Genomic DNA, 25,624 nt, shown 5'->3' with positions numbered 1-25,624 from the left:
TTAGTTGTTTTAAAGACTTCACAGGGATACCTATGTTCAATTAGCACCTAAAAACTCTAATGCATCAAGATTTTAATAAAAAAACAAAAAACCAAGACTGATATTTAATCAATTTTTGGTTTTTATATTTGATTATTATGTAATTAAGCTAAATTCTGAATGCGCCTATTTAAATTGAAAGCAAACGTTCAAACTCATTTCTTTTTTCGAGATTACAACTGCTTAATTGCACATAACTTTTATTGCATTCTGGGAATGTATGAATGGCCAGATGACTTTCTGCTAGAAGCCATATGCAGGTATAACCTTTTTTAGGAAAATGATGTTCGGTAAAGTTAACAATATTAAATCCTGAAAGTTTAAGTTTATGCTCAAAACTCTCTTTTAAAATAAGGGGATTAGTTATTGGTGTCCATTCCTCGAAATGAAACATGTTTGGTTTGGTTTCAATATAATTTACCTCCATAATTATTGTTTAATAGGTATCCCAGTTTCCTTCATTATAATAATGGTAAAGTACTGGATTACTAATTTGGTTTATCATTATGGAGTCCGTCTGATTTTTGTTATAAAAATCTTTGCCAAACTTGGTGATTAACTCCATACTTTCATTATTTAGCCATTTAGTCTCAATTTTATCTTCGTTAAATTTAGATAACAGCTTGGTCATTTCACTATGTGATAGATTTTTTTTAGTACCTAAAACCCAGCCCCATTCACCCATTGAAAGTACTTGGTTATGCAGTTTTAAAGAACTGAATCCTGCACTTTTTAGTGTTTTGTTTATGCATTCAAACGCATTAGGCGTATAATAAGGGCTGCCTGCTTGTGTGATTAATCCTCCATTTTGAGTTAATCTTATACGACATAATTCATAAAATTCTTTCGAGTATAATCGTGAGAGTTCTATGTTTCTAGGGTCGGGTAAATCAATAATAATTAGGTCGTAAAATTTATCGGTATCACTTATAAAGGTAAACCCGTCCTTATTAATAATGTTTACCTTAGGATTAGTTAAAGACTGTTTGTTTATTTCAGTTAGTTCCTCTTCTTGAATAAATAAGTCTGTGAGTTTCTTGTCTAAGTCAACCAAGGTGATTTTCTGAACATTATTGTATTTTAATAATTCTCTAGCAGCACAACCATCACCACCACCAAGTATTAGAATATTTCTCGGTTTCTGCAATATTTGCATAACTGGATGAACAAGAACTTCATGGTATAATGGTTCATCAAAGGTTGAAAATTGAAGGTTGTCATTCAAGTAAAGCCAGTAGTTATCTTTCCATTTAGTAACAATTATTTTTTGGTATATGGATTGTTCTTGAAAAATGATTTTGTCTTTATATTTTGTTTGTTCTCCGTGTAAAATAACTTTTTGAGAAAACAAACAACCTAAAATTAAGGAAAGAGACAAAACGGTCATGAAAAAGTAAAAGTATATTTGTTCTCTTGAATTTAATTTATTCTTGAAGAAAATAAGTAGCACTATGGCGACAGACAAATTAATGAAACCAAGAATAAAAGGGGTGTATGTTAATCCTAAATACGGGAGCCCTATAAAGACAAAAAACAAACCTCCAATTAGACTTCCATAATAGTCTTTCTCAAGGATGTTTGCTACATTTAGTTTAAGTGATTGGAATTCATCATTTAGACGCATCGCTAAAGGAAGCTCCATACCAATAAGGGTGCCTGTTACGATAGCCATGCTATAGATGTAAATACCAATATAGTCAATTTGAGACGCTAAATAGTAGGTAGTTACAGCTGAAAAAGATACAATAAAGGATAAAATGAATTCAGTAATGATGAATAATTTGAAAATATTCCCATCAAAAGATTTTGTAATTCTACTTCCTAGGCCCATACTAAATAACATCAATGAAATGACGATAGACCATTGCTTTACAGAGTCTCCAACAAAATATGTAGATAAAGTAGCAAACGAATATTCGGCTACAATACCAGAAAGACCTGTGGCAAAAAGTGCTAAAAATAAAATTTTCTGTTTTATGACGGACGAATGCATTAGATACAAAAACTAATTAAAACAGCACTTCCTATATAGGCGAAGGCTTCAATGAATGCCGCCCCTTGGTTAGGGATTTCTTGATGAACAATTTCATGTGTTAAATCACTTTTTGGCAATATAATTTTATCAACAACCCATCTAGAAATTGGGAGAAGAATAAATCCGAGACCTAAATAGTATACGATATTTTCAATCGTTAAAAGCCAGGAGATGATATCACCTTTGATAGCTTGGGCATATAAAAAAGCAATTGAAATAAAAATACTGGCATATACCACGCCTACTGCATTATTATCTTTTTCAATCTGTTTAAAAATTTCGTATTTAGAAAAGGAAGGGTATATTTTAAAAAAAACAAGTAAAATAAATTGGCCAATGCTCCAAAATACAATTAAACTTATCAATCCAGATATGAATAAACCAATGTTGCTTAGTTCAGGGAAAAAATTGGTACTCTTTCCTGTTATAGCTCCATAAATTATTAAAGAAGAACCTATAAAGTTAGCAAACTCTATAGCTCCCGCACCTCTGTTTTCATCACGGACAATTTCTTTAAATAAACTAAACTTCTTTGTAAAAACAATTTTTTCGTTAATTACAGAGGATACCAAAAGCAAAAGATTTCCAATAATACCATAAATAATGACTAGAAAAGTATCTATAAGGTATCCGTATGAATCACCCTGAATTACACCCAAAAAAATAATAAGAATACCTGCGTAATAACCTGTAGTTAAAATTGAAAAAGCAACATTGTCTTTTGTGGTTAGTTCATTATTAACATCGATTTTTTTAAACCTATTTAAGAATAATTGTTTCGAAATGAAAAATAAAATAAAAAATAAAAAAATGTAAAAAAAGGTGTTTCCAATCCAGATTAATGTGTTTTCTTCCATAAAAAATTATTTACCAAACCCTCCCGAGCTTCTGCCTCTATAAAAATTGTTTGAACGGTTAACTTTTGTAGAATCGTTATAATTAGATGAGTTATCACTCCATGAGTTACCATTGGAACATCTACTTAATAGACTGCTAATTAATATAAAGCCTACAATTATAATGGCACCAATATATTTACCTAAACTATCAATGATAGCAGAAGAATCAAAATTTGGAGATCCTTTTTCTATACGAGAGATTTGGGATTCTTCAATTATGATTCCTGTTGATATTTCAACTTCATCGTCCCATATTTCAATAGAAAGTAATTTTGAACCATCTTGATTAGAATAATCTATGGAATTAATGGTTTCCTTTTCATAAGCATATTGACAAATGCCATCATTTCTTTCTTTAAAAGAATAATTTACACCTTTATATTTTATTTGCTTTGGAAATTTTGCTTTCTCAAAAGCGATATAATCATCATCTACGTTGTTTAGACTAGAAGATAGTACGCTTTTATCTGTGATTTTTTCCCAAAAAGAATAATTGGCTTTGTTTTTTGAAAGCTCAATTTCTAAATATCTAATGAGGCCTTTCTTATTCTTAATTTTGTACTCATTGCTAACAGAACCATCATTCCATTTAATTTTATAAATGTCGGTTACTTTCCACAATTCATTTTTATAAAAAAAAGAAAATCCTTTTTTCAATTTGATTGGCATGGTAATTTAATTGGTTTGGTAATGTATAGTTTTTTATGTTGGCATGTTTATTCTTTAAGAAGAAAGAAATGAAATACAAGATTATATAATTTATTGTAACAATCAAATAAATGTTAGATTTCATTATAATTTCTTTTGAAGAATATATTATTGTAAGTCATTCATCTTTTTAATTATGTTGTTGATAACAACATTGGTATCATCCAAATAATCAAACCACAAAGTTTCTTCATTTCGTTTAAACCAAGTCAATTGGCGTTTTGCAAAACGGCGTGAATTTTTTTTGATTTCTGAAACTGCAAAATCTAAAGTCCATTCTCCATTTAGATAATTGAATACTTCCTTGTAACCTACCGTGTTTAGAGCGTTTAAGTTTTGGTGTTCTTGCAAACTTTTCACTTCTTCTAGTAAGCCTTGTTCCATCATAATATCCACACGTTTATTGATACGGTCGTAGATAATCTCACGATCGGCAGTTAAGCCAACAGTTATGGTTTTGAAGTGTCTTTTTTCTTTGTCTTTATTTAAAAATGATGCATATGGTTTACTGGTTCCAATACAAATTTCTAAGGCTCTAATCACACGGTGCGGATTGTCAATCGCGATGGTATTGTAGCTTTTTAAATCTAAGTCCTTGAGTTTGTTTTGTAAAACTTCTAAGCCTTCTTTTTCAAGTGTTTTATTGAGGTTTTCTCGGATACTGGGGTCGACTTCGGGAAAATAATCCAAGCCTTTAGTAACGGCATCGACATATAAGCCTGAACCTCCAACCATAATCACGACATCGTGTTTTTGAAATAAATCATCTAGACAACCTAAAGCCTCTTTTTCGAAAGCACCAACATTGTAGTTTTCTTGAATGGATTTATGTTGAATAAAATGATGCGGTGCTGCGGCAAGTTCGTCTGGGGTAGGAGCCGCGGTTCCGATACTCATTTCTTTGAAAAACTGACGTGAATCGGCCGAAATGATTTCGGTTTGAAAATGTTGCGCGAGCTTAATGCTTAACGCCGTTTTTCCTATGGCCGTAGGTCCAACAACTGCAATTAAATATTTGGCTTTTGAATTGATGACGTTTGCGTTTAAATATTTTGTAAAGTTATATTGAAAAAGGGATTGCACAAAGGTTTCGAGATAATTTGTGATGTAGGGTATGAAAATTTACTTAAAAAGGACTTCGACAGGCTAGTGTGACTGGGGAACTTCTATTTTTGATTTAAATTGATGTCTAGAAATTTAATTTTAGTACTAAAGCTGATTACAGAATATGTTGTCTGGGGTTTATTGAAACCTTGTAAGTTAATTGTACTGAATCTTACAAACTAAAACTAATTTTAAGAAAGCCCTAAACATGGCAGATGGCCCGCGTTAAGGATTGAAGTGGAAATCCTTTTTAAACTTGGTTAGATGAATTATAAATGCAAAAAAAAATGAGGCTTGGGTGTGGAAAATAATGATGTTAAAATATTTTTTTAAAAAGATTGCAGCGGAAAGCCTGACCCCGCCAGAGCGGGGTAACGCACTAAGGACACTAAAGTTTCTCGCTACATTGATAGCAGAATTTTGCACTTTCTAGATGGTTTTCAGCCAAACAGTTTGGACAAATTTTTTGAGGGATTTCTGGCGTCTTTTCGTCGCTTTTTTTGGAGCCCGATGCTTGGTTACTGTATTCTACAGATACGATACCTGTTGGAACAGCTATAATGCCATAACCTAAAATCATAATCATGGCCGCTATAAATTGCCCTAGTGGGGTTTGCGGTGCAATATCGCCAAAACCTACTGTGGTAAGGGTTACGATACACCAATACACACTTTTAGGAATGTTAGAAAAACCATTTTCTTCGCCTTCAACCATGTACATAATAGTGCCTAGAATAACGGCAATTATGAGTACGGCAAACAAGAAGACTGAGATTTTTGCACGACTGGCTTTTAAGGCATTTAATAGGTTATTAGAAGCTCCTAAATACCTGCCGAGTTTTAAAATTCTGAAAATTCGAAGTAATCTTAGGGCACGTAAAGCCGCTAGGGCATGAATTCCTCCCAAGAATAACGAGATGTATTTTGGAATGGTAGACAGTAAATCGATGAGTCCGTAAAAACTAAAAATATATTGCCAAGGCCTTTTGGCTGTCGCTACACGAAGGATGTACTCGACGGTAAAGAGAATGGTGATAATCCACTCCGATATATTTAAAAAGGTATGATAATGCTCGTCGATGCTTTTTACGCTCTCTAACATAACTAGCAAAATACTAGCGATTATGGTATAGAGTAAAATGACATCAAACAGTTTTCCTGCAGGCGTATTTGTACCGTAGATAATAACAAAAAGCTTGTTTTTCCAGTTTTTTTTAGGCGTCGTCATAACATCAAAAATAAGAAATGATTAGGTGTTTTTTGAGAGTATGATGATTGAATTGTTTTGAATATCGATAATTTTATCCATAAATTCTTTTAAATAGGGATAAAAATTGGGATGATAAACCGCTTCTTTAAAGCTGATTTTAAGTGTCATGTTTATAATGTTATTATATTTTTTGGCAGAAAAAATGATGTTTCCTGTACTGTTTGGAAGCTGTAAAGCTACGGTTTTAGGGACTTCAGTAATACTGTAGCTGTCTGCTACTTTAAGAGTAACGTTGTATAAGTAAGTGTCTTTATAACCAAAATCGATAGGGTAGGTTCTCTCTTGAAGCTTAAAAGGGTTTTCTTTAAAAAAATGAATTAAAAGAGGGTTTAAATAGATTTTGTTTCCTACGTTTTCAATTTCCTGGTTCACATAATAGGATTCTTGGAAATCTGGATGGTTGATGTTTTCTGTATGAGTTTGAAAATCTGAAATTTCACATTCTACCATGCTGTTTTCTAATGCTTTTAGGTAGGCATCTTTATTTTTAAAATAGTCTTTTTTAGAATTTAAGGCGTGATATCCTGTTTTTTTAGAATTAATTTTACCACTGAGGTTGTTACTTTCATCGAAATTTAATTCTAAAATATAATAGGAACTAGTTGCTGTATTAGGGGTAAGGTCTATCCATTTACTTTCATTTTTAAAATCGAATAAGCGTCCTTGAGTATTTAAACATCTAAAGGGCAATTGTCCAAAATTTAGATATGGATCTGTTGCATCTAGCAAATAGTTTTGGTCGTTTATGGTGGCCTGAACGATTAAATAATTATACTCTGAAAGGACAGGGTACAAATAGGTTGGAAATCCGTTGTTTCTTGTTGAAAGCAATACGGGATAAACATCAATCCCTGCTTCCTTTAGTAAGTTATGAAGTAGAATATTTATGGAAGATACATTGCCTGATTTGTTTTCAATAAGTTCTTTTATGGCTACTTCGTTGAAAATATTATATTCTTCATTCCATGTATAATTGGATTGTACATAATTATAAATGGCTTTGGTTTTTTTTAAAGCATCTGTTTCGGTTATAGTTTCGTTAGATAAAAAATCCTCTAAATCTACAGATTTTCTTAATTGTCGGCCAATGTCTTTATCTGTTCTTAATTCTTTATCGACATCTTCCCAAGTTTTGGTATAATGTGTTTTAACGCCTTCTGCATCTTGAAATGTTTCTAACTCGTATTCTAAACGTGCTAAGTAGTTTTGTTTTGTTGTTGTGTAATCTTCTTCTATAAAGGCAGGAACGTCTTTCATAACATATTTGCCTATGGCACAGTCGGCATAACCACCACGACCTACTTCTAAGCAATTTCTTTTTAAATCGGCATCGTTTACTGCTAGATTTTTGCCACCTACAAGTTTTATATGGTATTTCCAATATGCAGGAATGCTTGTGTTGTATTCGCTATATAATTTTGGAATCTCGCTTTGAAAGTCCCAACCGTGGTATTTAAACATATACGGCGAAGTAATCGTGTAACCATAAGTAATTACAGAACCCGCTTTAATATTAGGCAGTGTAAATTTGACTAGTGTATGGTTTTTATCATATTCTTCTCTATAAATATGTTCTTCTTTTAATTTAGTAGTCTCTACTTTTCCATTTACTTGGTTATAGGTAGTTGCTAAGATGTTGTCTACTTCTTCTGCACGATTATTTTTGTTATATAAATGGATGAGGACATTAGCATTACTAAAACCCTCTTGATTTAAAATTTTAATCTTAAATTTTTTTTCGGTTTTCAGTTTATAGTCTAATTTGTCTACATAGCTGTTTCCGTATTCGTAAATAACAAGCGCATTGGCAGTAGAGTCTTTAAGAAACGTACTGGCTTTAAGATCATCTAAAGTAACTTTAAAAGATTCGGAATTGTAAGGTTCTTGAGAATAGGTTTGTAAGCTTGTTAATAAAAAAAGAATGAATAGTTTTTTAATCATGGTTTGGTTAGTAGTTGGCTTTTAATCAAAAACAATAATTTTTAATCGTTTGTTTTTACGCAGATAACTTTGAATGATGTGCTGCGTATCACGATTATTCTGCATGGGGGTGATGATGGATTCTAAAACCTCGAGGTTGTTTATTTGGTAATTCAAATTGAAGTATCCGATGCCTTTAAATACGCCGTTTTCAATAAGGATGGCACTGCGCTCGTCTATTTGGCGCCCACGATCTACAATTACCATATTTTTATTGGTGTAGCTATATTTCGCGATTAAGGCTTGAACACGTTCGTTATATAATGCTGCTGATTCCTTTTGAATACAGGCCCCGTGGCAGGTTTTTAAGTCGTAATTAAAACAACTTGATTTGGTTTTATATATACCGGTGAGTTTCTGGCAGAGCTGAAATTCTTCAACCGCACGAACCATAAAACTCTTACCACTTTCTAGATTGCTAAATGTGGTAATGGCTTTTTTACGGCCGTCGGCTTTTTCAATTTTTAAATTGATATAACCATTTTCATCAATAGAAGTGTATAAGGCATGTGTGAATATGGTACGACGTAAAGCTCTATTAAAAATAGGTTTTAGGCGTTTAACTTCTTCACTTTCTTTTAACAAAGCCACCAATTCGCTGCCCGTAGCCTCGTAAGTTACAGAAGTAACTTTAGCTTGAATTTTTTTAGATTTTGAATTGGTTCCCGTAAAATGCTGATTAATGCGTTTTTTTATATTACTGCTTTTACCAATATATATTATTTCGCCATCTTGTTTATGCATGTAGTATACGCCTGTAACCGAAGGCATTTCGGCAATAATATCGATGTGTTTTTGGTTTAGTTTAAGTTTCGGACTAAGTCGTACAGCCTTTTTAATAATGCTTTTGCTGCTATCTTTATCTAATAATAATTGGAATAACTTTACAGTCGCTAAAGCATCACCCGAAGCGCGATGGCGGTCGGTAACCGGAATACCAAGTGCTCGCACTAATTTACCTAAACTGTAAGAGGCTTGGCCTGGAATTAAATCTTTGGCAAGTTCTACCGTGCATAAACTTTTTCGTTCGTACTCATAACCTAAGCGTCTAAATTCGGTACACAAAATGCGGTAATCGAATTGGGCATTGTGAGCTACTAGAATACAATCCTCTGTAATTTCTACAATACGTTTGGCAACTTCGTAAAATTTAGGTGCATTGCGTAGCATGTTACTGTTTATTCCCGTAAGATTCACCACAAAGGGTTGAATTTCACGTTCAGGATTAATCAAGCTTATAAATTGATCGACCACTTCATGACCGTCGTATTTATAGATGGCTATTTCGGTAATGCCTTCTTCATTAAATTTACCTCCCGTTGTTTCTATGTCTAATATTGCGTACAAAAAATAAAAGTTAAAAGTTAAAAGTTGGAAGTTAAAAGTTGAATGTGCTGCATGCTTTAGGCTGTAAGCTTAATTATCAATAATAAATAATCAATTATAATTCCTTTCTCCAAATATACTACTTCCAACACGAACCATGGTGCTACCAGAATCGATAGCCAATTGATAATCGCCACTCATCCCCATGGAAATGGTTTGCAGTTTACAATTTTCGTTTTCTATGTTTTTTAGAGATTCAAACACCGATTTTAAGGTGCTGAATTCAGCTTTTACTTGGTTTTCATCTTCCGTAAAAGTGGCCATGCCCATAACGCCAGTTACACGTATGTTTTTTAATTCTGAAAAGTCTTCCGATTGTAAAATGGCTTCTGCTTCACTTTGTGTCATTCCAAATTTAGAATCTTCTGAAGCTATTTTTATCTGAAGCAAACAATCAATTATTCTATCGTGTTTTTTGGCTTGCTTGTTAATTTCTTGAAGGAGTTTAAAATTGTCAACCCCGTGAATTAAGGACACAAATTCGGCCATATATTTCACCTTATTGCGCTGCACGTGCCCAATCATATGCCATTGGATTTCTTTTGGCATAAGCTCGTGTTTTTCGGCCATTTCTTGGATTTTATTTTCACCGAAAATGCGCTGCCCAGCGTTGTAAGCTTCCATTATATCGCTTACAGGTTTGGTTTTAGAAACCGCTACAAGTGTAACATGATTTGGTAAGATGGATTTTATGTTTTTCAGGTTTTCTGAAATGCTCATAATAATTAATGTTTTTCTTGAAGATAAAAAACCGACAAGTCTTTATGGTAATGCTGTCATTTATACGAAGCATGAGGAAGAATCTCTATCTGGCGAGATTTCTCGCCTTTCGTTCTGCTTTTCTTCGAAATGACAAACAACTTAAAATGTGTTATTTTTTATAATGTGGTTCAGATCATTTCAAAAACTGTTTTGAAATTTTCTCCGCTTTTTTGTTTTCCGAGTAATCGTAAAAGCCTTCGCCAGACTTAACGCCTAATTTTCCCGCACGAACCATATTTACTAATAGGGGGCAGGGAGCGTATTTCGGGTTTTTAAAGCCGTCATACATCACATTTAAAATAGATAAACAAACGTCTAAACCTATAAAATCGGCTAATTGCAAAGGTCCCATCGGGTGTGCCATGCCGAGTTTCATTACTGTATCGATTTCATGTACGCCAGCAACGCCGTTGTATAAGGTTTCAATGGATTCGTTTAGCATGGGCATTAAAATACGGTTGGCAACAAACCCCGGATAATCGTTCACTTCAACAGGTTCTTTTCCTAAGGTTTTAGAAAGCGCCATGATGGTTTTGGTAACGTCATCACTTGTGTTGTAACCACGGATAATTTCTACCAATTTCATGATGGGCACGGGATTCATAAAATGCATGCCAATAACACGTTCGGGTTTTGCAGTAACCGCCGCAATTTGGGTAATAGAAATGGATGAGGTGTTGGTTGCTAAAATGGCGCTTTCCAAACTAAATTGGTCGATTTCTTTGAAAATTTTGAGTTTGAGTTCTAAATTTTCAGTAGCCGCTTCAACAATTAAATCGGCTTTGGCAACGCCTTTTTTTAAATCGGTAAACGATTCAATATGGTTTAAAGTGGTTGTTTTATCAGCTTCAGTAATTTTTTCTTTAGCCACCATGCGATCTAGATTTGTTGCAATGGTTTGGATGCCTTTTTTTAAAGCATGCTCGCTAACATCAATCAACTGAACATTAAATCCGCTTTGCGCAAAAGTATGAGCGATGCCGTTGCCCATAGTTCCTGCGCCTATAACTGCAACGTTTTTCATCTAGAAACAATTTATAATTTGAGTGGCTACACGTAATGCTTCGGTACCGTCGTGTAAAGAAACGATAGGTGTTTGGTTGTTGTTTACAGCATCGGCAAAAGTTTCCAATTCATCTAAAATAGAATTGTTGTCTGGCACCTCCGGATTATCAAAATAAATTTGCTTTTTAACGCCTTCTGCATTTTGAAGTATCATATCGAAATCGCCAGGGTTTTCTGGAGCATCTTTCATTTTTACAACCTCACATTTTTTAGTTAAAAAATCAACTGAAATGTAAGCGTCCTTTTGAAAGAAACGTGCTTTACGCATTTTTTTAAGTGAAATACGACTCGCTGTTAAGTTGGCAACACAGCCATTTTCAAATTCTAAACGTGCGTTTGCAATATCTGGGGTTTCGCTAATAACGGCAACGCCACTAGCAGAAACGTGTTTTACTTTCGATTTTACAATACTTAATATAATGTCGATATCATGAATCATTAAATCTAAAACCACAGGCACATCGGTACCTCTGGGATTAAATTCTGCCAAACGGTGTGTTTCAATAAACATGGGCGACTTAATATCATCTTTTATGGCAATAAACGCAGGGTTAAAGCGCTCGACATGACCCACTTGGCCACGTAAATTGTTTTCGGCTAATAGTTCACGAATATGCTCGGCTTCTTCAACCGTATTGGTAATTGGTTTTTCAATAAATATATGTTTGCCTTTTGCAATGGCTTGTTTGGCGCAATCGTAATGTGAAAGTGTTGGTGTTACAATATCAACAACATCAACCGCATCTATAAGAGATTCAATGGTGCTGAAAAATTTATAGCCAAATTCTGCTTCAACCTTTTTACCATTTTCTTCATCGGCATCATAAAAACCAACAAGGGTAAATTTTTCAGATTGATTTAGAAGTCTTAAATGAATTTTCCCTAAGTGTCCCGCACCTAGTACTCCAGCTTTTAGCATAATTTTTAGGTTTTCAACAAAAATAAGATATTTAAGACATCAAGTTGAGTATTTCATGCTAATTTTTTGGTTTAATAAATTGAAAAATAAATCGTGTTTTATTTGTTCCGTTTTAAAAATGTTACCTAATTTTATCGAGCTAAACCACCACCATTTTGATAGATACTTTAAAGCATAAAGGATTACGAAAACAACTTGTTAATGTGTTAATTGATAAAGGAATAAAAGACGAATCGGTACTTAAGGCGATTGGTAATATTCCTAGGCATTTGTTTATGGACTCTAGTTTTTTAGACCATGCTTATCAAGATAAGGCGTTTCCTATAGCTGCCGATCAAACCATTTCACAACCTTACACTGTGGCTTTTCAGTCGGAATTATTACAAATAAAACGTGGCGATAAAATATTAGAAATAGGCACGGGTAGTGGCTACCAAACCGCGGTTTTATGCGAATTAGGCGCTCGTGTTTATAGTATTGAGCGCCAAAATGAATTGTTTAAAATTACGAGTCGATTTTTACCAAAATTAGGGTATCGTGCTAAGAAACTTATTTTTGGCGATGGTTATAAAGGCCTTCAAGAAGAAGCGCCTTTTGATGGCATTATTGTAACCGCTGGCGCCCCTTTTGTACCAAAACCTTTATTGAAACAATTAAAAGTTGGGGCTAGATTAGTGATTCCAGTTGGTGATGATGTACAGGTTATGACGATGTTTACCAGAAAAGGACCAAAAGAATTCGAACAAGAAGAATTTGGCGAATTTAGATTTGTGCCCTTATTAGAGGATAAAAACTAGTAAATTTTAATTAGGAAGATAAGCTTTAGGAATTAAATTGTTATGCGATTCCTGAGTCCAGAACACATTAATAATCCACCAGCGTTCTTCATCGTATAATAACTGAATACTATTAATACCTCTTAAAAAAGGCTTATTATCGCTTTTTTTATGATAAGCTTCAAAAGTGCTAAAAACTTGTGCGATGTTTCCAAAAACATTTGTTTTTCTGTGTACTTCTTTTATAATATAGCCGTTAGACTTAAACCATTCGTTGGTTTTTTTCATATAGTCATCTGGCGATAAATATTTCACTTGATAAACGCCCATTTTATCTTTTCCTGTTGGAATTAATTTGGCATCTTTTTTAAATAAAGCTTTAAATTGTTTCCAGTTACGTAGCGTGTCCTTTTTAGCTGAGAGGACAGTATATAAGGTTTTTATTGTGCTGTTTAAAGTTAAAACCGCGGTGCTATCTACCGTAAAACCAACCTTTTTTACAGGGGCTTCAACTTTAAGTGTGTCTTGGGCTTGTAAACTAAAGCTAATAGCAAAAATAAGTAATGCGGTAAGTCCTTTTAACATATCGATTCGAATTGGGATTTATGCACAATAAACAAAAATAAGGTTAAAATTGAAACCTTACTTATAGATTTTTTTAACGCGATCTAGATTTCGTTTATTGTCACGATCTTTAATCGTTTCGCGTTTATCATACAGTTTTTTACCTTTTGCAAGCGCAATATCAAGTTTGGCATAACCATTATCGTTAATAAACATACGTAACGGAATAATAGTAAGTCCGGTGTTTTGAACTTCCTTATTCAGTTTTTTTAGTTCCTTCTTGTTTAATAAAAGTTTACGCTCGGCCTTTGGTTTATGGTTGTAGTAGGTACCATAAATGTATTCTTCAATAGTCATATTAATAACAAAAAGTTCGCCTTTGTCATTAAATTCACAAAAACTTTCGGCTATAGAGGCGCGACTGTTTCTAATCGATTTTATTTCGGTACCCGTTAGCACAATGCCAGCCGTGTACTTGTCTAAAATTTCATATTGAAACCGTGCTTTTTTATTCTGTATGTTTATCTTTTTCTGCATGAGCCACAAAACTAATCAATTTTTGTTTTGTGCTTGAAATATTGCTCATTTTCATGAAATAAATTTTTAAGATTTATTGAAAAGCATTATTCCTTCATCGTAAAACCAAGTTTAATGGTGACTTGCCAACGGTCTACTTTCCCGTCTTTAATATTACCTCGTGTATTGGTAACCTCAAACCATCTTAAGTTTTTAATACTTTTTGATGCTTTAGCTAAAGCATTAGAAACCGCATCATCACTAGAGGTGTTCGATGTGCCTACAATTTCGATAATTTTATAAATATGATCGTCCATGATAAAATAAATTAGTTAAACATTAATCTATAAAAGGTACGAAAAAGTTGATGATAACTAAAGGAAGTTCTGGTTTACATTAACGATACTTCAGAAGTAATGTTAAATTTTAGCACATACTTCATGAGGTAGTTTTCTAATGAAATTGCTGTTTTTACAACGATTTTTATGATTTTAGGAAAAATAAGGGCATTAATTTAGAAATTATAAATTCAAGACAGAAAGCCGTTTTTTTTATTGTTGAAGCCTAAAACATTCGTATTTTTGGATTCTGACATTAATTTAAGCAAATTTCAAAATAATATTATGAATTCATACGATGTAGCCGTTATTGGCTCGGGTCCTGGAGGATATGTTGCAGCTATTCGTTGCGCACAATTAGGCATGAAAACTGCCATTATAGAAAAATATTCAACACTAGGCGGTACCTGTTTAAACGTGGGATGTATCCCAAGTAAAGCGCTTTTAGATTCTTCACACCACTACGAAGATGCTGTTAAACATTTTGAAGAGCATGGTATTGAAATTCCAGGTGACATTAAAGTGAATTTGGAAAAAATGATCGCTCGTAAACAAGCGGTTGTCGACCAAACTACAGGGGGTATCGATTTCTTAATGAAGAAAAACAACATCGATGTTTATCAAGGTTTGGGAAGTTTTAAAGATGCCACTCATATTACTATTGCAGGTGAAGAAACGACCGAAATTAAAGCTAAAAACACAATTATTGCAACAGGAAGTAAGCCTTCTAGTTTACCGTTTATCAAATTAGATAAAGAACGTGTTATTACCTCTACTGAAGCTTTAAAATTAAAGGAAATCCCTAAACATTTAGTTGTAATTGGTGGTGGTGTTATTGGCTTAGAATTAGGTCAAGTTTACAAGCGTTTAGGTGCCGAGGTTACTGTGGTTGAGTATATGGACCGTATTATCCCAACTATGGATGCTGGTTTATCTAAAGAACTTAATAAAGTACTTAAAAAGGCGAAGTTTACTATGAACTTGTCTCATAAAGTAAAATCTGTTGAAACTGTAGGAAACGAGGTTGTGATTAAAGCAGATAATAAAAAAGGCGAAGAAGTTGAAATTAAAGGAGATTACTGTTTAGTTTCTGTAGGTCGTCGTCCTTATACAGACGGACTTAACGCTGAAGCTGCTGGTGTGAAATTAGACGATAGAGGTCGTGTTGAAGTAAATGATCACTTACAAACAAGTGCTTCTAATATCTATGCTATTGGTGATGTTGTTAAAGGAGCGATGCTAGCGCATAAAGCTGAAGAAGAAGGCGTTTTTGTTGCCGAAACTTTAGCAGGACAAAAACCTCACATCGATTATAACTTAATTCCAGGTGTGGTTTACACATGGCCAGAAGTTGCTACAGTTGGTAAGACTGAAGAGCAATTAAAGGAAGCTGGAGTGGCCTACAAAACAGGATCTTTTCCAATGCGTGCTTTAGGTAGAAGTAGAGCGAGTATGGATTTAGACGGTTTTGTGAAAATCTTAGCAGATAAAACAACAGATGAAATTTTAGGCGTACACATGATTGGAGCTCGTGCTGCCGATATGATTGCTGAAGCTGTTGTTGCTATGGAATATCGCGCTTCAGCGGAAGACATCTCTCGTATGTCTCATGCGCACCCTACGTTTACTGAAGCGATTAAAGAAGCGGCTTTAGCGGCTACTGAAGATCGTGCTTTACATATTTAATATAAAAATAATTCATAAAAAACGGCTATTTAAACATGTGTTTAAGTAGCCGTTTTTGTTTTATGATATTTAGTTTTGAATACTTATTCAGTAAAACCAGTAATTAAAAATGTTTAGTTATTTATACTGGCAGTGTTCCTAGACCCTTCAGGTTTTTAAAACATAAGTGTTCGGAACACAAAATTTTAATTAAAATAGATTAATTAGATTTAGTTTGTTTTAGAAAACATTAATAAAACTTGCTCCTCCTTTCGTTTTGAAGGGAGGAAAATTTCGATTTCATCGAAATTAGGAGGGTTAAAAACATAAGAGCTTTCAACGGTTTCGTATATAATTAGTGGCGTTATTAAGAATGGAAGTTAACAAATAAAAACCGAATAGAATAATTCGTAGGAATATTCGTAAGTAAGCTCGGCCTAGCCATTAATTATACACTGTGTTGTAGCACGTTATTAATTCTTTTTTTCTTCATCAAAAAATGGTTTCTGAAAATCAGAGTCACTATACCATTCCGTTTTGATATTGTATTTCTTCATCAAATTCACAACTTTCTCAAATATTGGAAATACCTTCTGAGGAGTCGGTTTTAAAGTTCCGATTTTGGCTTGATTTACTCGATTGTTCCGAAGATATTTGTCAAGTTTAGGAATACTGGTTTTATTTCCATTAAGGAGGATTTTTGATTTACTATATACGTAAACAGAAATGGAATTGTTCTTATCTGAATTTGAATCCAATATATCTTGTCCAAAAGAAAATAATGGGAACAGAATTATTATTACATACTTTAAATTAATCATGTTTTTACTTTAACTTAAACTTTGATAAAACTTCAAATACTTCACTAGCTTTTTTCTGAGAATGATAATTGAAGTGAATATGGTCAAATTTTACAAAACCTTTTGTTCCGTAATATGGATAATCAGGAAGACAAATTAATAATGGCTTATTTAAATCCGTTTGAGTTAAAACAGCTATTGGTTAATTAATAGCAACACTCCAAGTAGCTTTTCCTCCACTTATTTTTGGTAGATAATTAATTTTAATAATGTTTTTTAGAATTTCTATGATTGTCCAAGTTGGGCCTATTTCAATTTCCAAAAAATGAGGAGCATCAACGTCATCTCCCATTGCAACACTTTCACGTGTCAATTTTATTTTTTTCATATTCAGGACGGGTCAAAATGTGCTACAACTTCCGAACAATAGTGTTTTTAAAACCTGAAGGATCTGTTTTTTTTGTAATTACAATAACTAGTATTGCCTACTAAATATTCTATTACTTCTTTTTATTCCGCTTATTATAATTTTTATCGCCTCTAGTTTTTGGCTTTTTATATTTTGCAGCAATTTTAAACTTATAAGAACCTCCTAAGTTTTCTTTAGAGTTTTTCTCCGATTTTTCATGGAAAGCAGGTCCTGGGGCATCCTCGTCTTTACGTTTTGTAGGGTTGTTACGCTCTTTTATTTGCGGTCGTTCTTCTTCAATAAGTTCTGTTGAAATTTGAACTTCCTCAGGGATTTCCAATACAGGAATTTGCATTTTCATTAAGCTTTCAATCCCTTCAATCGCATCCTTTTCTTTTTCAGTTGAAAAAACTAAGGCTTCACCCAAACGTTCAGCACGTCCCGTTCTACCAATACGGTGCATATAGTTTTCAGGATATTCTGGGGTGTCAAAATTAATAACATGCGAAACATTATCAATATCCAATCCGCGTGCCATTACATCGGTAGCAATTAAAATACGGTTGTGACCTTCTCTAAACTGTTCGATGCTTCGTAAACGGTAATTTTGTGTTTTGTTAGAGTGAATCACGCATAATTCCTCTTTGAAAAACTCGTCCAATTGCTCAAACAAACGATCTGCCATACGTTTAAAAGCCACAAAAATGAGCACTTTGTTATACTGTTCGGTATCTTGTAGTAAATGAGCTAACAAATTCACCTTCGTGTAAAAGTTAGGCACATTATAACGCACTTGATGTATGTTTTCTAGCGGTGTACCAGAAACAGCAATAGAAACACGTTCTGGAGTTTTAAAGAAATCATTAATTAATAAATCCACATCCTGAGTCATCGTTGCCGAAAACATGATGTTTTGTCGGCGTTCCGGAAGGATATCAAAAATATTAATTAATTGGTGTCTAAATCCTAAATCTAACATGACATCAACTTCATCAATCACTAATTTCTGAATGGATTTAAGTTGTAACACACGGCTTAAAGCCAAATCGTATAAACGGCCTGGAGTTGCCACTAAAATATCAAGACCCTGTGCAATAGCTTGTTTTTGCGTGTTAATATTTGTGCCCCCGTAAACACCAAGAACACGATTATTTATGTATTTGGATAGTTTTTCAATTTCATCAACCACCTGTACAACCAATTCACGCGTAGGGACTAAAACCAAAACTCTAGGATTTTCTTGCTTAGAAAACGGTAAGTTTTTTAGAATAGGTAGCATGTATGCAAAGGTTTTTCCTGTTCCTGTTTGTGCAATACCAACCACATCTTTTCCCGAGCTCACCACGTTAAAAGCTTGCTCTTGAATAGGTGTAGGGGTTGTAAAACCTAAATCATCTAAGGCATTATATAAAGGTGTGTTTAAATTTAAATCTTGAAAATTTGCCATAAAATGTAGTTTCTTGAATAATAGTAAGGTCCTGCCTTGGTATTTTAGCAGTCTAAATACTGCTATTTTGCAGGCAAAGTTACGCTTATTATTCTATTTACTATAAACGACTCTGGTGTATTTCAATAGAATAACACGCCGAAAAGGTCTTGTTAGGCTCTAATTGTAAAATACCTTCCTTGGTTTTAAAATCCTGGTTGGTGTTTTCATGGTCTGCAATGCCTAACCAAGGCTCAATACAAACATAATCGCCTGTTGGTTTCGCCCAAATGCCTAAATATGGGAAATCGATATATGAAACCGATAGAATATTGCCGTGATTTTTGCTTTTAAGCGTGACTTTTTTAGATTTTAAATCTTTGAAAATTAACGCGTCTTTATCAAATAACTCGTGAGTTAGCGCTAAAGTGTTATTGTTGTTGAAAACGGTTTCTGTTTCAGATGAAATCATACCGTTTTTCATGTTAATTAGATGGGTTTTCGAGGTTTCTGGCTTTTCGAATTCTAAAATATAATCTTCGTAATTTTCATCAGAATAAACAGGACATTTGAAGGCTGGGTGACCACCAACAGAAAAATACATGGTTTTAGAATCACTGTTTTTTACCGTATGCTTCACTGTTAGCGTTGAATTTTCTAGTGTATAAGTGATATAAAACTCAAACTTAAACGGATAAATTTTTAAGGATCTTTCGTTATAAATTAACTTAAAAGTTAAGCTGTTTGTGGTTTGTTCGTGCAGTTCTACATCAGGATTATTTCTAACTAAACCGTGTTTGGGCAAGCTGTATGCTTGGTTTTCAAAATGGTAAGTGTCGTTTTTTAAAGCACCAATTATGGGAAATAAGTTTGGTGCAAAACTGCCCCAGATTTCAGGGTTGGCGTCCCACATAAATTCGGTTTTCTGTTTTGTTGATGTTATTTGGCATAATTCGGCGCCCGTTTGCTTAACTGCAATTTTAAGTAAGTCGTTTTCTAATGTAAACATGAAATGAAAATTTAATCTAAGATACAAAACTTGCAATTTTTTAAGTATTCTAACTAACTTTACAGCATAAAATGTAAGGTTGAGAACAAAACAAATTCATAATCTAGAAAATAATCAGCAGTTTAAGGAAAAAGCGCTGATTTGGAGTCAGCAATTTGATGATGTAGTTTGGTTGGATTCTAGCAATTATGCTCAGAATTATTCAAATTACGATGCCGTTTTGGCTGTGGATGCCTTTACAAGCATTCAAACCGATTTTCAGGATAGCTTTGAAAAATTAAAGGACTACCAATCCCGTGCTAACGATTGGATTTTTGGTTATTTAACCTACGATTTAAAAAACGATGTAGAAGCTTTAAAATCTAAAAATTATGATGGCTTAGGGTTTCCAGATTTGTATTTTTTTCAGCCCAAAAAACTCTTCTTTTTTAAAGATAATCAGGTTGAAATTCAATATTTAAATTGTGTTGATGACGAGCTTGAAGCCGATTTAAAAGCGATACATACTTCCGAAGAAAAATCAATCGAAAACCTTACGGAAGACGTTAAAATAAAGCTTCGCATTCATAAAGACGATTATTTTGAAAAAGTAAATACCATGCTCGATTTTATTCATCGAGGTGATATTTACGAAGCCAATTTTTGTCAGGAATTTTACGCCGAAAACACGGCAATCAATCCTTTAGAAACCTATAGGAGATTGAATGCGATTTCAAAACCACCCTTCGCTTCATTTATAAAAATGACCGATAAATACGTATTGTGCGCATCGCCCGAACGCTATTTAAAAAAGGAAGGCACACACATTATTTCGCAACCGATAAAAGGCACTGCAAAGCGTTCTAAAAATGAAGAAAAAGACGCGCAGTTAAAAATCGATTTATCGGAAGATAAAAAAGAACGCAGCGAGAATATTATGATTGTCGATTTGGTGCGTAACGATTTATCTAAAACCGCGATAAAAGGCAGTGTACAAGTTGAGGAATTGTGCAAAATTTATACGTTTGACCAGGTGCATCAAATGATTTCAACAGTCACTTCAAAAGTGGAATCTACAACACATCCTGTAGATATTATTAAAAGTACATTTCCAATGGGAAGCATGACGGGCGCTCCAAAAATTTCGGCCATGAAAATCATTGAAAAATTGGAAGAAACCAAACGTGGCGTATATTCTGGGGCAATTGGTTATTTTTCTCCAACAGGCGATTTCGACTTTAATGTGGTTATTCGTAGTATTTTATACAATCAAACTAAACGCTATGTGTCCTATTCTGTAGGCGGCGCCATTACAGCGAAAAGTAACCCGCTTCAAGAATATGAAGAATGTTTAGTGAAGGCAAAAGCCATGCGTACAGTGTTGGAAAAAAGGAATTAATTTTTTTGTAGTTATTACTTAATTCTATTATTAGGCCACATTTTTATTTTCGTGTTTTTTGATTTCGTCCAATTCTGCTTTTTTTTCGTTTCGTTGCTCTTCAATGTCATAATCATCTTGAAGACCAAGCCAAAATTTAGCAGAATTTCCGAAATATTTGCTCAAACGAAGCGCTGTATCTGCTGTTATTCTTCGTCTACCTTTTAGTATTTCTGAAATTCTAGTTTGCGGTATTTTTAAATCTTTTGAAAGACGATACGCCGAAATTTCAAGCGGCACTAGAAACTCAAAATTTAATACCTCTCCAGGGTGTACATTTGCTAATTTTTCCATTTCTTTTGTTTTTTAATGATAGTCAATTATATCAACTGCTCTTGCGTTTCCATGATCCCATTGAAATATTATCCGCCATTGTTTATTAATTCTAATGCTATAAAAATCGTTTAGTTTTCCTGTTAGTTTTTCCAATCGGTTTGAAGGAGGAATTCTTAAATCTGCAATATCTTGCGAGTTGTTTAGCATTCTTAACTTCCTGCGTCCAACATTTTGTATTTCAAGCGGTATTTTTTTGACTCGGATACCGTTCCAAATTTTTTCTGTTTCTCTCGTGCCAAACGATATTATCATAATAACCTTTTGCGTTACTAACGTCAAAGGTATGACTTCAGGTTGTTTTCTGCAAATATTACCTAACGTTTTGTTTAATAAGGGGTTAAGTTTAAATGTGAGCAAATTTATTCACTGATAGAAAATTTATAACTTTGTTTTCAGTTTTAATCCCTAAATCGGTAAATATGGCTTTTTACAATAAGTTAAAATGGATTCTCGGAATTTTAATGATTTTTGTTTTAATCATCGCTACAAATTTAATCGACAAACATAATTTTGTTAGAGTTCGCGATTCTGTAGTAACCATTTATGAGGATCGATTGATTGCTAATGATTTAATTTTTGAAATGCTAAAATCTGTTCAACAAAAGGAGTTAGCGGTGTTATTAGCAGATTCTACTTTTTTTAAGGCTGAAAATTTAAAAGTCAACACTAATTTAGAAACTTTAGTTCGCAGGTTTGAGCAAACAAAATTAACTACGGAAGAAGGAAAAGTGTTTAATGATTTAAAGTCCAATATTAGAAAGGTTAAAGCTTCTGAAAATCAGTTTTTAAAGTCACATTTTAATGATGACTCAAATGTTATTAGTGATATTGAAAGTTTGAAGGCTAACCTTGATGCCTTGTCTAAAATTCAGTTAAATGAAGGGAGCAGACAAATGTCTATTAGTAAACGCGCACTTAATACCGTTGAATTATATACTCAAATTGAGATTTACATATTGGTTTTCTTAGCCATTCTAGTTCAGATTATCGTGATGTATCAGCCTAAAGAAAAATCTTAAATTTATCTGTGTTGATGTTGTGAAGCACTTGCATGTCGTGTAAAATTGTATCTTTGAAAGCATGCTAAATTCACTAAAAAATCATATTGAAAAGCGCTTTAGTTTTTTAAATGAAGCCAAACTTCTAATCGCCATTTCTGGCGGTATCGATAGTGTTGTTTTAACCCATTTATGCGCCAAATTAAAGCTAAATGCAGCTTTAGCGCATTGTAATTTTAATTTAAGAGGCAAAGAAAGTGATGCCGATGAAGATTTCGTGGTGAGCCTGGCGGAAGCTTTAGAACTGGAAGTTTTTGTTCAGAATTTCGATACCGAAAAATACGCCAAAGACCATAAATGTTCCATCCAAATGGCAGCTCGCGAACTGCGTTACAATTGGTTCGAGGAATTAGCAGCACAACTGGAATTCGATTATATTCTAACCGCCCACCATGCCGATGATAATTTAGAAACTTTTTTAATCAATTTTACGCGTGGCACAGGATTGGAAGGTTTAACCGGAATCCCTGTGGTTAACGAAAAATTTGTGCGTCCGTTATTGCCGTTTTCAAGTGATGATATTGCTGCTTTTGCAAAAGAAAATAATATTTCTTGGCGTGACGATAGCAGCAATGCTTCAGTAAAATATTTACGAAATAAACTGCGCCATGAAGTGATTCCTATTCTTAAGGAAATCAATCCGAGTTTGTTGCAAAGTTTTGGAAATACCCTAGAGAATTTACAAGATGCTTCTGCTATAGTTAACGATCGCATAGATGGTTTTTTAAATGATTCGATTGAAGCTGTAAATGATGATGTAATGACTTTTAAAATATCAGAATTTAAAAAAGTAGCTCAGCCAAAAGCCTATTTGTATGAGGTTTTTAAGGAGTTCGGATTTACAGAATGGCAGGACGTTTTAAATTTATTAGATGCTGAAACAGGTAAACAAGTACGGTCGAAAACTTACCGTTTAATTAAAAATCGCGAACATTTATTACTGAGTGAAATTGATACCAATATTGATGAATCGATTTTAATTTCAGAAGAAGAAAAATTAGTAAAAGCGCCTTTAGGAATTATTGTTTTTGAAGAAGTTGATGCCATTTCTGAAACTGCTTCAAATATTATTTATGTAGATGAAGATTTACTGCAATTTCCGTTAACGCTACGTAAAAAGGAGCTTGGCGATGTTTTTTATCCTCTAGGCATGACTGGGAAAAAGAAGTTGAGTAAATATTTTAAAGACGAGAAGTTTTCGTTGTTAGATAAAGAAAATACTTGGTTGTTATGTTCTGGAAACGATATTGTTTGGGTGCTTAATAAGCGTGCCGACAATCGTTTTAAAGTGAGTAAACAGACCAAAAATATTTTAAAAATAGAAATTAAAAACTAAGTTATTTTGAAAATACAAGGACAAATAGTAGATATTCATCAAGAACGCATTTTTAAAGGTGAAATCACGATAAATAACGGAAAAATAGTTTCTATTGTTAAAAAAAATCATGATGTAGAACATTATATTTTGCCTGGTTTTGTCGATGCGCATATCCACATTGAAAGCTCCATGTTAGTGCCTAGCGAATTTGCTAGAATTGCTGTAAAACATGGTACCGTGGCTACGGTTTCAGACCCACATGAAATCGCTAATGTTTTAGGGGTTAGGGGTGTGGAATTCATGATTGAAAACGGTAAGAAAGTACCATTTAAATTTAATTTTGGTGCACCATCTTGTGTGCCTGCTACGAGTTTTGAATCGGCGGGCGCTGAAATTGATTCTGAAGACATCAAAAAACTTTTAGAGCGTGACGATATAAAGTATTTAGCTGAAATGATGAATTACCCTGGGGTGATTTTCGATGATGAAGAAGTGCTTAAAAAAATTGCCTGGGCAAAACATTTTAATAAACCAGTTGATGGCCATGCTCCTGGTTTGCGAGGAGAAAACCTTAGCAAATATATAGACGCTGGAATTTCTACCGATCATGAATGTTTTTCTTATGATGAGGCTTTAGAAAAGCTTCAAAAAGGCATGAAAATTCTAATTCGAGAGGGGAGTGCTGCAAAAAATTTTGAAGCTTTAATTGGTTTGGCTTCAGAACATTTCGAAAAGATGATGTTTTGTAGTGATGATAAACATCCCGACGATTTACTTTTAGGTCATATCAATCAGCTATGTGTACGCGCCATTCAAAAAGGCGTAGATGTTTTTAAAGTCTTGAAAATGGCTTGTATAAACCCAGTCAAACATTATAATTTAAACGTTGGTTTACTTAATGTGGGTGATGCTGCCGATTGCATTGTGGTTGAAGATTTAAAGAATTTTAAAACCTTGCAAACCTACATCAACGGCGATTTAGTTTTTAATAATGAGGAGTCGTTGATCAAACCCGTAGCATTTGAAAATTTAAATAATTTCAACTGTGATTTTAAAGTTGAATCTGATTTTAAAATAGCATCTTCAGCTAAAGAAATCCGTGTTATTGAAGCTTTGGAAGGTCAGTTAATCACCAACGAACTTATAGAAAAAGCGACCATAGAAAACGGTAACTTAGTTTCAAATACTGAAAATGATATTTTAAAAATGACGGTGGTAAACCGTTATCAAAATCAGAAACCAGCTTTAGCGTTTATTAAGAATTTCAACTTGAAGGAAGGAGCAATTGCTGCTTCAGTGGGGCATGATTCGCATAATATTGTAGCAGTTGGGGTTAGCGATGAAGCCATTTGTAAAGTAGTAAATTTAATTATCGAAAATAAAGGCGGTGTTTGCGCTGTTTCAAGTTCAGATTCTAAAATACTACCGCTCCCAGTGGCTGGGATTATAAGCGATCAAGATGGTGAAACCGTTGGTAAAGCTTATGCCGAACTCGACAAAATGGCTAAACAATTAGGAAGCACTTTAAATGCACCGTATATGACGCTGTCGTTTATGGCTTTATTGGTAATTCCGTCGTTAAAACTAAGCGATAAAGGCCTTTTTGATGGAACACATTTTAAGTTTACGGATTTAGAAGTAGAAGGTTAAAAGGGTATAATGTTAAAAAGCTTCAAAGCTTCAAAGATAGATAGTTTTATAGTCAACAGTTAAAAGTTGATTGCAAATGTGCTGTCATTCCGACGTAAGGAGGAATCTTTAAATTAGCCGATATTTGAGTTACAAAGTTACAGAGCTACAAAGCTAAATGAAGGTTATAAAAAAT

The 25,624-nt window shown here is 33.7% G+C and carries 26 protein-coding genes; 6 read left to right on the top strand and 20 right to left on the bottom strand.

Annotation, left to right across the window (positions count from 1 at the left end; all coding sequences use genetic code 11):
* Positions 1 to 169 precede the first annotated feature (169 nt).
* From H6X70_RS16175 to H6X70_RS16125, 11 genes are all read right to left on the bottom strand, one after another.
* Positions 170 to 466, bottom strand: a complete 297-nt coding sequence (locus tag H6X70_RS16175) for an S-adenosylmethionine decarboxylase family protein (protein ID WP_194768742.1) — start codon at positions 464 to 466, stop codon at positions 170 to 172.
* A 9-nt stretch (positions 467 to 475) separates the two neighbouring features.
* A complete protein-coding gene (locus H6X70_RS16170; protein ID WP_194768741.1) occupies positions 476 to 2,032 on the bottom strand; it encodes a polyamine aminopropyltransferase in 1,557 nt (518 codons plus the stop codon).
* Positions 2,032 to 2,931: a DUF350 domain-containing protein gene (locus tag H6X70_RS16165; RefSeq protein WP_194768740.1), complete on the bottom strand. Its 900-nt coding sequence runs from the start codon at positions 2,929 to 2,931 to the stop codon at positions 2,032 to 2,034. Before H6X70_RS16165 ends, H6X70_RS16170 begins: the two co-directional genes overlap by 1 nt.
* A gap of 6 nt (positions 2,932 to 2,937) precedes the next feature.
* A complete protein-coding gene (locus tag H6X70_RS16160; protein WP_194768739.1) occupies positions 2,938 to 3,642 on the bottom strand; it encodes a DUF4178 domain-containing protein in 705 nt (234 codons plus the stop codon).
* Positions 3,643 to 3,789: 147 nt separating this feature from the next.
* Positions 3,790 to 4,713 (bottom strand): tRNA (adenosine(37)-N6)-dimethylallyltransferase MiaA, encoded by a 924-nt coding sequence (miaA, locus tag H6X70_RS16155; protein WP_194768743.1) that lies wholly within the window; start codon positions 4,711 to 4,713, stop codon positions 3,790 to 3,792.
* Between the two features lie 460 nt (positions 4,714 to 5,173).
* Positions 5,174 to 6,013: an ion transporter gene (locus H6X70_RS16150; RefSeq protein ID WP_194768738.1), complete on the bottom strand. Its 840-nt coding sequence runs from the start codon at positions 6,011 to 6,013 to the stop codon at positions 5,174 to 5,176.
* A gap of 21 nt (positions 6,014 to 6,034) precedes the next feature.
* Positions 6,035 to 7,996 carry a DUF3857 domain-containing protein gene (locus tag H6X70_RS16145; protein ID WP_194768737.1) on the bottom strand — a complete coding sequence of 654 codons (1,962 nt, stop codon included), beginning with the start codon at positions 7,994 to 7,996 and terminating at the stop codon, positions 6,035 to 6,037.
* Between the two features lie 21 nt (positions 7,997 to 8,017).
* Positions 8,018 to 9,382, bottom strand: coding sequence for an exonuclease domain-containing protein (locus tag H6X70_RS16140; protein ID WP_194768736.1), 1,365 nt, complete (start codon positions 9,380 to 9,382; stop codon positions 8,018 to 8,020).
* Between the two features lie 90 nt (positions 9,383 to 9,472).
* Positions 9,473 to 10,141, bottom strand: coding sequence for a YggS family pyridoxal phosphate-dependent enzyme (locus H6X70_RS16135; RefSeq protein WP_194768735.1), 669 nt, complete (start codon positions 10,139 to 10,141; stop codon positions 9,473 to 9,475).
* Between the two features lie 175 nt (positions 10,142 to 10,316).
* Positions 10,317 to 11,207: a 3-hydroxyacyl-CoA dehydrogenase family protein gene (locus H6X70_RS16130; RefSeq protein ID WP_194768734.1), complete on the bottom strand. Its 891-nt coding sequence runs from the start codon at positions 11,205 to 11,207 to the stop codon at positions 10,317 to 10,319.
* The gene (locus H6X70_RS16125) at positions 11,208 to 12,167 is read right to left on the bottom strand and encodes a Gfo/Idh/MocA family protein (protein ID WP_194768733.1); all 960 of its coding nucleotides are present in this window, start codon (positions 12,165 to 12,167) and stop codon (positions 11,208 to 11,210) included.
* 155 nt (positions 12,168 to 12,322) lie between these two features.
* Between H6X70_RS16125 and H6X70_RS16120 the strand changes: the two genes are divergently transcribed.
* Positions 12,323 to 12,964, top strand: a complete 642-nt coding sequence (locus tag H6X70_RS16120; RefSeq protein ID WP_194768732.1) for a protein-L-isoaspartate(D-aspartate) O-methyltransferase — start codon at positions 12,323 to 12,325, stop codon at positions 12,962 to 12,964.
* Positions 12,965 to 12,970: 6 nt separating this feature from the next.
* Here the strand turns inward: H6X70_RS16120 and H6X70_RS16115 are convergent, their stop codons facing one another.
* The 3 genes from H6X70_RS16115 to H6X70_RS16105 all read right to left on the bottom strand — a co-directional run bounded on the left by H6X70_RS16115 (position 12,971) and on the right by H6X70_RS16105 (position 14,340).
* A complete protein-coding gene (locus H6X70_RS16115) occupies positions 12,971 to 13,528 on the bottom strand; it encodes a hypothetical protein (protein ID WP_194768731.1) in 558 nt (185 codons plus the stop codon).
* A gap of 57 nt (positions 13,529 to 13,585) precedes the next feature.
* The gene (gene smpB / locus H6X70_RS16110) at positions 13,586 to 14,044 is read right to left on the bottom strand and encodes an SsrA-binding protein SmpB (protein ID WP_194768730.1); all 459 of its coding nucleotides are present in this window, start codon (positions 14,042 to 14,044) and stop codon (positions 13,586 to 13,588) included.
* Positions 14,045 to 14,130: 86 nt separating this feature from the next.
* Positions 14,131 to 14,340 carry a dodecin gene (locus H6X70_RS16105; RefSeq protein ID WP_194768729.1) on the bottom strand — a complete coding sequence of 70 codons (210 nt, stop codon included), beginning with the start codon at positions 14,338 to 14,340 and terminating at the stop codon, positions 14,131 to 14,133.
* Between the two features lie 306 nt (positions 14,341 to 14,646).
* Between H6X70_RS16105 and lpdA the strand changes: the two genes are divergently transcribed.
* Positions 14,647 to 16,047, top strand: a complete 1,401-nt coding sequence (lpdA, locus tag H6X70_RS16100) for a dihydrolipoyl dehydrogenase (protein ID WP_194768728.1) — start codon at positions 14,647 to 14,649, stop codon at positions 16,045 to 16,047.
* A 452-nt stretch (positions 16,048 to 16,499) separates the two neighbouring features.
* Here the strand turns inward: lpdA and H6X70_RS16095 are convergent, their stop codons facing one another.
* The 4 genes from H6X70_RS16095 to H6X70_RS16080 all read right to left on the bottom strand — a co-directional run bounded on the left by H6X70_RS16095 (position 16,500) and on the right by H6X70_RS16080 (position 19,670).
* Positions 16,500 to 16,847, bottom strand: a complete 348-nt coding sequence (locus H6X70_RS16095) for a hypothetical protein (protein ID WP_194768727.1) — start codon at positions 16,845 to 16,847, stop codon at positions 16,500 to 16,502.
* A 181-nt stretch (positions 16,848 to 17,028) separates the two neighbouring features.
* Positions 17,029 to 17,214 (bottom strand): hypothetical protein, encoded by a 186-nt coding sequence (locus H6X70_RS16090; protein WP_194768726.1) that lies wholly within the window; start codon positions 17,212 to 17,214, stop codon positions 17,029 to 17,031.
* A 112-nt stretch (positions 17,215 to 17,326) separates the two neighbouring features.
* The gene (locus H6X70_RS16085) at positions 17,327 to 18,682 is read right to left on the bottom strand and encodes a DEAD/DEAH box helicase (protein WP_194768725.1); all 1,356 of its coding nucleotides are present in this window, start codon (positions 18,680 to 18,682) and stop codon (positions 17,327 to 17,329) included.
* 100 nt (positions 18,683 to 18,782) lie between these two features.
* Entirely contained in the window at positions 18,783 to 19,670 is an 888-nt protein-coding gene (locus tag H6X70_RS16080) for an aldose 1-epimerase family protein (RefSeq protein ID WP_194768724.1), read from the bottom strand.
* Between the two features lie 79 nt (positions 19,671 to 19,749).
* Here H6X70_RS16080 and pabB point away from each other — a divergent pair, with 79 nt between their 5' ends.
* Positions 19,750 to 21,048: an aminodeoxychorismate synthase component I gene (gene pabB / locus H6X70_RS16075; protein WP_194768723.1), complete on the top strand. Its 1,299-nt coding sequence runs from the start codon at positions 19,750 to 19,752 to the stop codon at positions 21,046 to 21,048.
* 30 nt (positions 21,049 to 21,078) lie between these two features.
* On the opposite strand, the gene H6X70_RS16070 is transcribed toward pabB, so the two are convergent.
* Positions 21,079 to 21,381 carry a HigA family addiction module antitoxin gene (locus tag H6X70_RS16070; RefSeq protein WP_194768722.1) on the bottom strand — a complete coding sequence of 101 codons (303 nt, stop codon included), beginning with the start codon at positions 21,379 to 21,381 and terminating at the stop codon, positions 21,079 to 21,081.
* Positions 21,382 to 21,393: 12 nt separating this feature from the next.
* Positions 21,394 to 21,675 carry a type II toxin-antitoxin system RelE/ParE family toxin gene (locus H6X70_RS16065; RefSeq protein WP_194768721.1) on the bottom strand — a complete coding sequence of 94 codons (282 nt, stop codon included), beginning with the start codon at positions 21,673 to 21,675 and terminating at the stop codon, positions 21,394 to 21,396.
* Between the two features lie 167 nt (positions 21,676 to 21,842).
* Between H6X70_RS16065 and H6X70_RS16060 the strand changes: the two genes are divergently transcribed.
* From H6X70_RS16060 to ade, 3 genes are all read left to right on the top strand, one after another.
* Complete coding sequence (locus tag H6X70_RS16060) at positions 21,843 to 22,442, top strand: MCP four helix bundle domain-containing protein (RefSeq protein ID WP_194768720.1); 600 nt, start codon at positions 21,843 to 21,845, stop codon at positions 22,440 to 22,442.
* A gap of 61 nt (positions 22,443 to 22,503) precedes the next feature.
* Complete coding sequence (gene tilS, locus H6X70_RS16055) at positions 22,504 to 23,817, top strand: tRNA lysidine(34) synthetase TilS (RefSeq protein ID WP_194768719.1); 1,314 nt, start codon at positions 22,504 to 22,506, stop codon at positions 23,815 to 23,817.
* 6 nt (positions 23,818 to 23,823) lie between these two features.
* Positions 23,824 to 25,449: an adenine deaminase gene (ade, locus tag H6X70_RS16050; protein ID WP_194768718.1), complete on the top strand. Its 1,626-nt coding sequence runs from the start codon at positions 23,824 to 23,826 to the stop codon at positions 25,447 to 25,449.
* Positions 25,450 to 25,624: the final 175 nt, after the last annotated feature.

This window comes from Tamlana sp. I1, assembly GCF_015355625.1.
GTDB lineage: Bacteria > Bacteroidota > Bacteroidia > Flavobacteriales > Flavobacteriaceae > Pseudotamlana.
Note: the sequence above shows the minus strand (reverse complement) of the source record. Positions and strands in the feature narration are given on the sequence as shown.

What these genes read in the sequence shown, in the direction of transcription:
- H6X70_RS16170 (WP_194768741.1), bottom strand. Translation starts at nt 2,032, where the DNA reads ATGCATTCGTCCGTCATAAAACAGAAAATTTTATTTTTAGCACTTTTT.
- H6X70_RS16080 (WP_194768724.1), bottom strand. Translation starts at nt 19,670, where the DNA reads ATGTTTACATTAGAAAACGACTTACTTAAAATTGCAGTTAAGCAAACG.
- H6X70_RS16160 (WP_194768739.1), bottom strand. Translation starts at nt 3,642, where the DNA reads ATGCCAATCAAATTGAAAAAAGGATTTTCTTTTTTTTATAAAAATGAA.
- H6X70_RS16125 (WP_194768733.1), bottom strand. Translation starts at nt 12,167, where the DNA reads ATGCTAAAAGCTGGAGTACTAGGTGCGGGACACTTAGGGAAAATTCAT.
- H6X70_RS16065 (WP_194768721.1), bottom strand. Translation starts at nt 21,675, where the DNA reads ATGATAATATCGTTTGGCACGAGAGAAACAGAAAAAATTTGGAACGGT.
- H6X70_RS16150 (WP_194768738.1), bottom strand. Translation starts at nt 6,013, where the DNA reads ATGACGACGCCTAAAAAAAACTGGAAAAACAAGCTTTTTGTTATTATC.
- H6X70_RS16085 (WP_194768725.1), bottom strand. Translation starts at nt 18,682, where the DNA reads ATGGCAAATTTTCAAGATTTAAATTTAAACACACCTTTATATAATGCC.
- H6X70_RS16115 (WP_194768731.1), bottom strand. Translation starts at nt 13,528, where the DNA reads ATGTTAAAAGGACTTACCGCATTACTTATTTTTGCTATTAGCTTTAGT.
- H6X70_RS16130 (WP_194768734.1), bottom strand. Translation starts at nt 11,207, where the DNA reads ATGAAAAACGTTGCAGTTATAGGCGCAGGAACTATGGGCAACGGCATC.
- H6X70_RS16105 (WP_194768729.1), bottom strand. Translation starts at nt 14,340, where the DNA reads ATGGACGATCATATTTATAAAATTATCGAAATTGTAGGCACATCGAAC.
- H6X70_RS16090 (WP_194768726.1), bottom strand. Translation starts at nt 17,214, where the DNA reads ATGAAAAAAATAAAATTGACACGTGAAAGTGTTGCAATGGGAGATGAC.
- H6X70_RS16165 (WP_194768740.1), bottom strand. Translation starts at nt 2,931, where the DNA reads ATGGAAGAAAACACATTAATCTGGATTGGAAACACCTTTTTTTACATT.
- H6X70_RS16070 (WP_194768722.1), bottom strand. Translation starts at nt 21,381, where the DNA reads ATGGAAAAATTAGCAAATGTACACCCTGGAGAGGTATTAAATTTTGAG.
- H6X70_RS16135 (WP_194768735.1), bottom strand. Translation starts at nt 10,141, where the DNA reads ATGAGCATTTCAGAAAACCTGAAAAACATAAAATCCATCTTACCAAAT.
- H6X70_RS16145 (WP_194768737.1), bottom strand. Translation starts at nt 7,996, where the DNA reads ATGATTAAAAAACTATTCATTCTTTTTTTATTAACAAGCTTACAAACC.
- lpdA (WP_194768728.1), top strand. Translation starts at nt 14,647, where the DNA reads ATGAATTCATACGATGTAGCCGTTATTGGCTCGGGTCCTGGAGGATAT.
- tilS (WP_194768719.1), top strand. Translation starts at nt 22,504, where the DNA reads ATGCTAAATTCACTAAAAAATCATATTGAAAAGCGCTTTAGTTTTTTA.
- H6X70_RS16175 (WP_194768742.1), bottom strand. Translation starts at nt 466, where the DNA reads ATGGAGGTAAATTATATTGAAACCAAACCAAACATGTTTCATTTCGAG.
- smpB (WP_194768730.1), bottom strand. Translation starts at nt 14,044, where the DNA reads ATGCAGAAAAAGATAAACATACAGAATAAAAAAGCACGGTTTCAATAT.
- H6X70_RS16060 (WP_194768720.1), top strand. Translation starts at nt 21,843, where the DNA reads ATGGCTTTTTACAATAAGTTAAAATGGATTCTCGGAATTTTAATGATT.
- H6X70_RS16095 (WP_194768727.1), bottom strand. Translation starts at nt 16,847, where the DNA reads ATGATTAATTTAAAGTATGTAATAATAATTCTGTTCCCATTATTTTCT.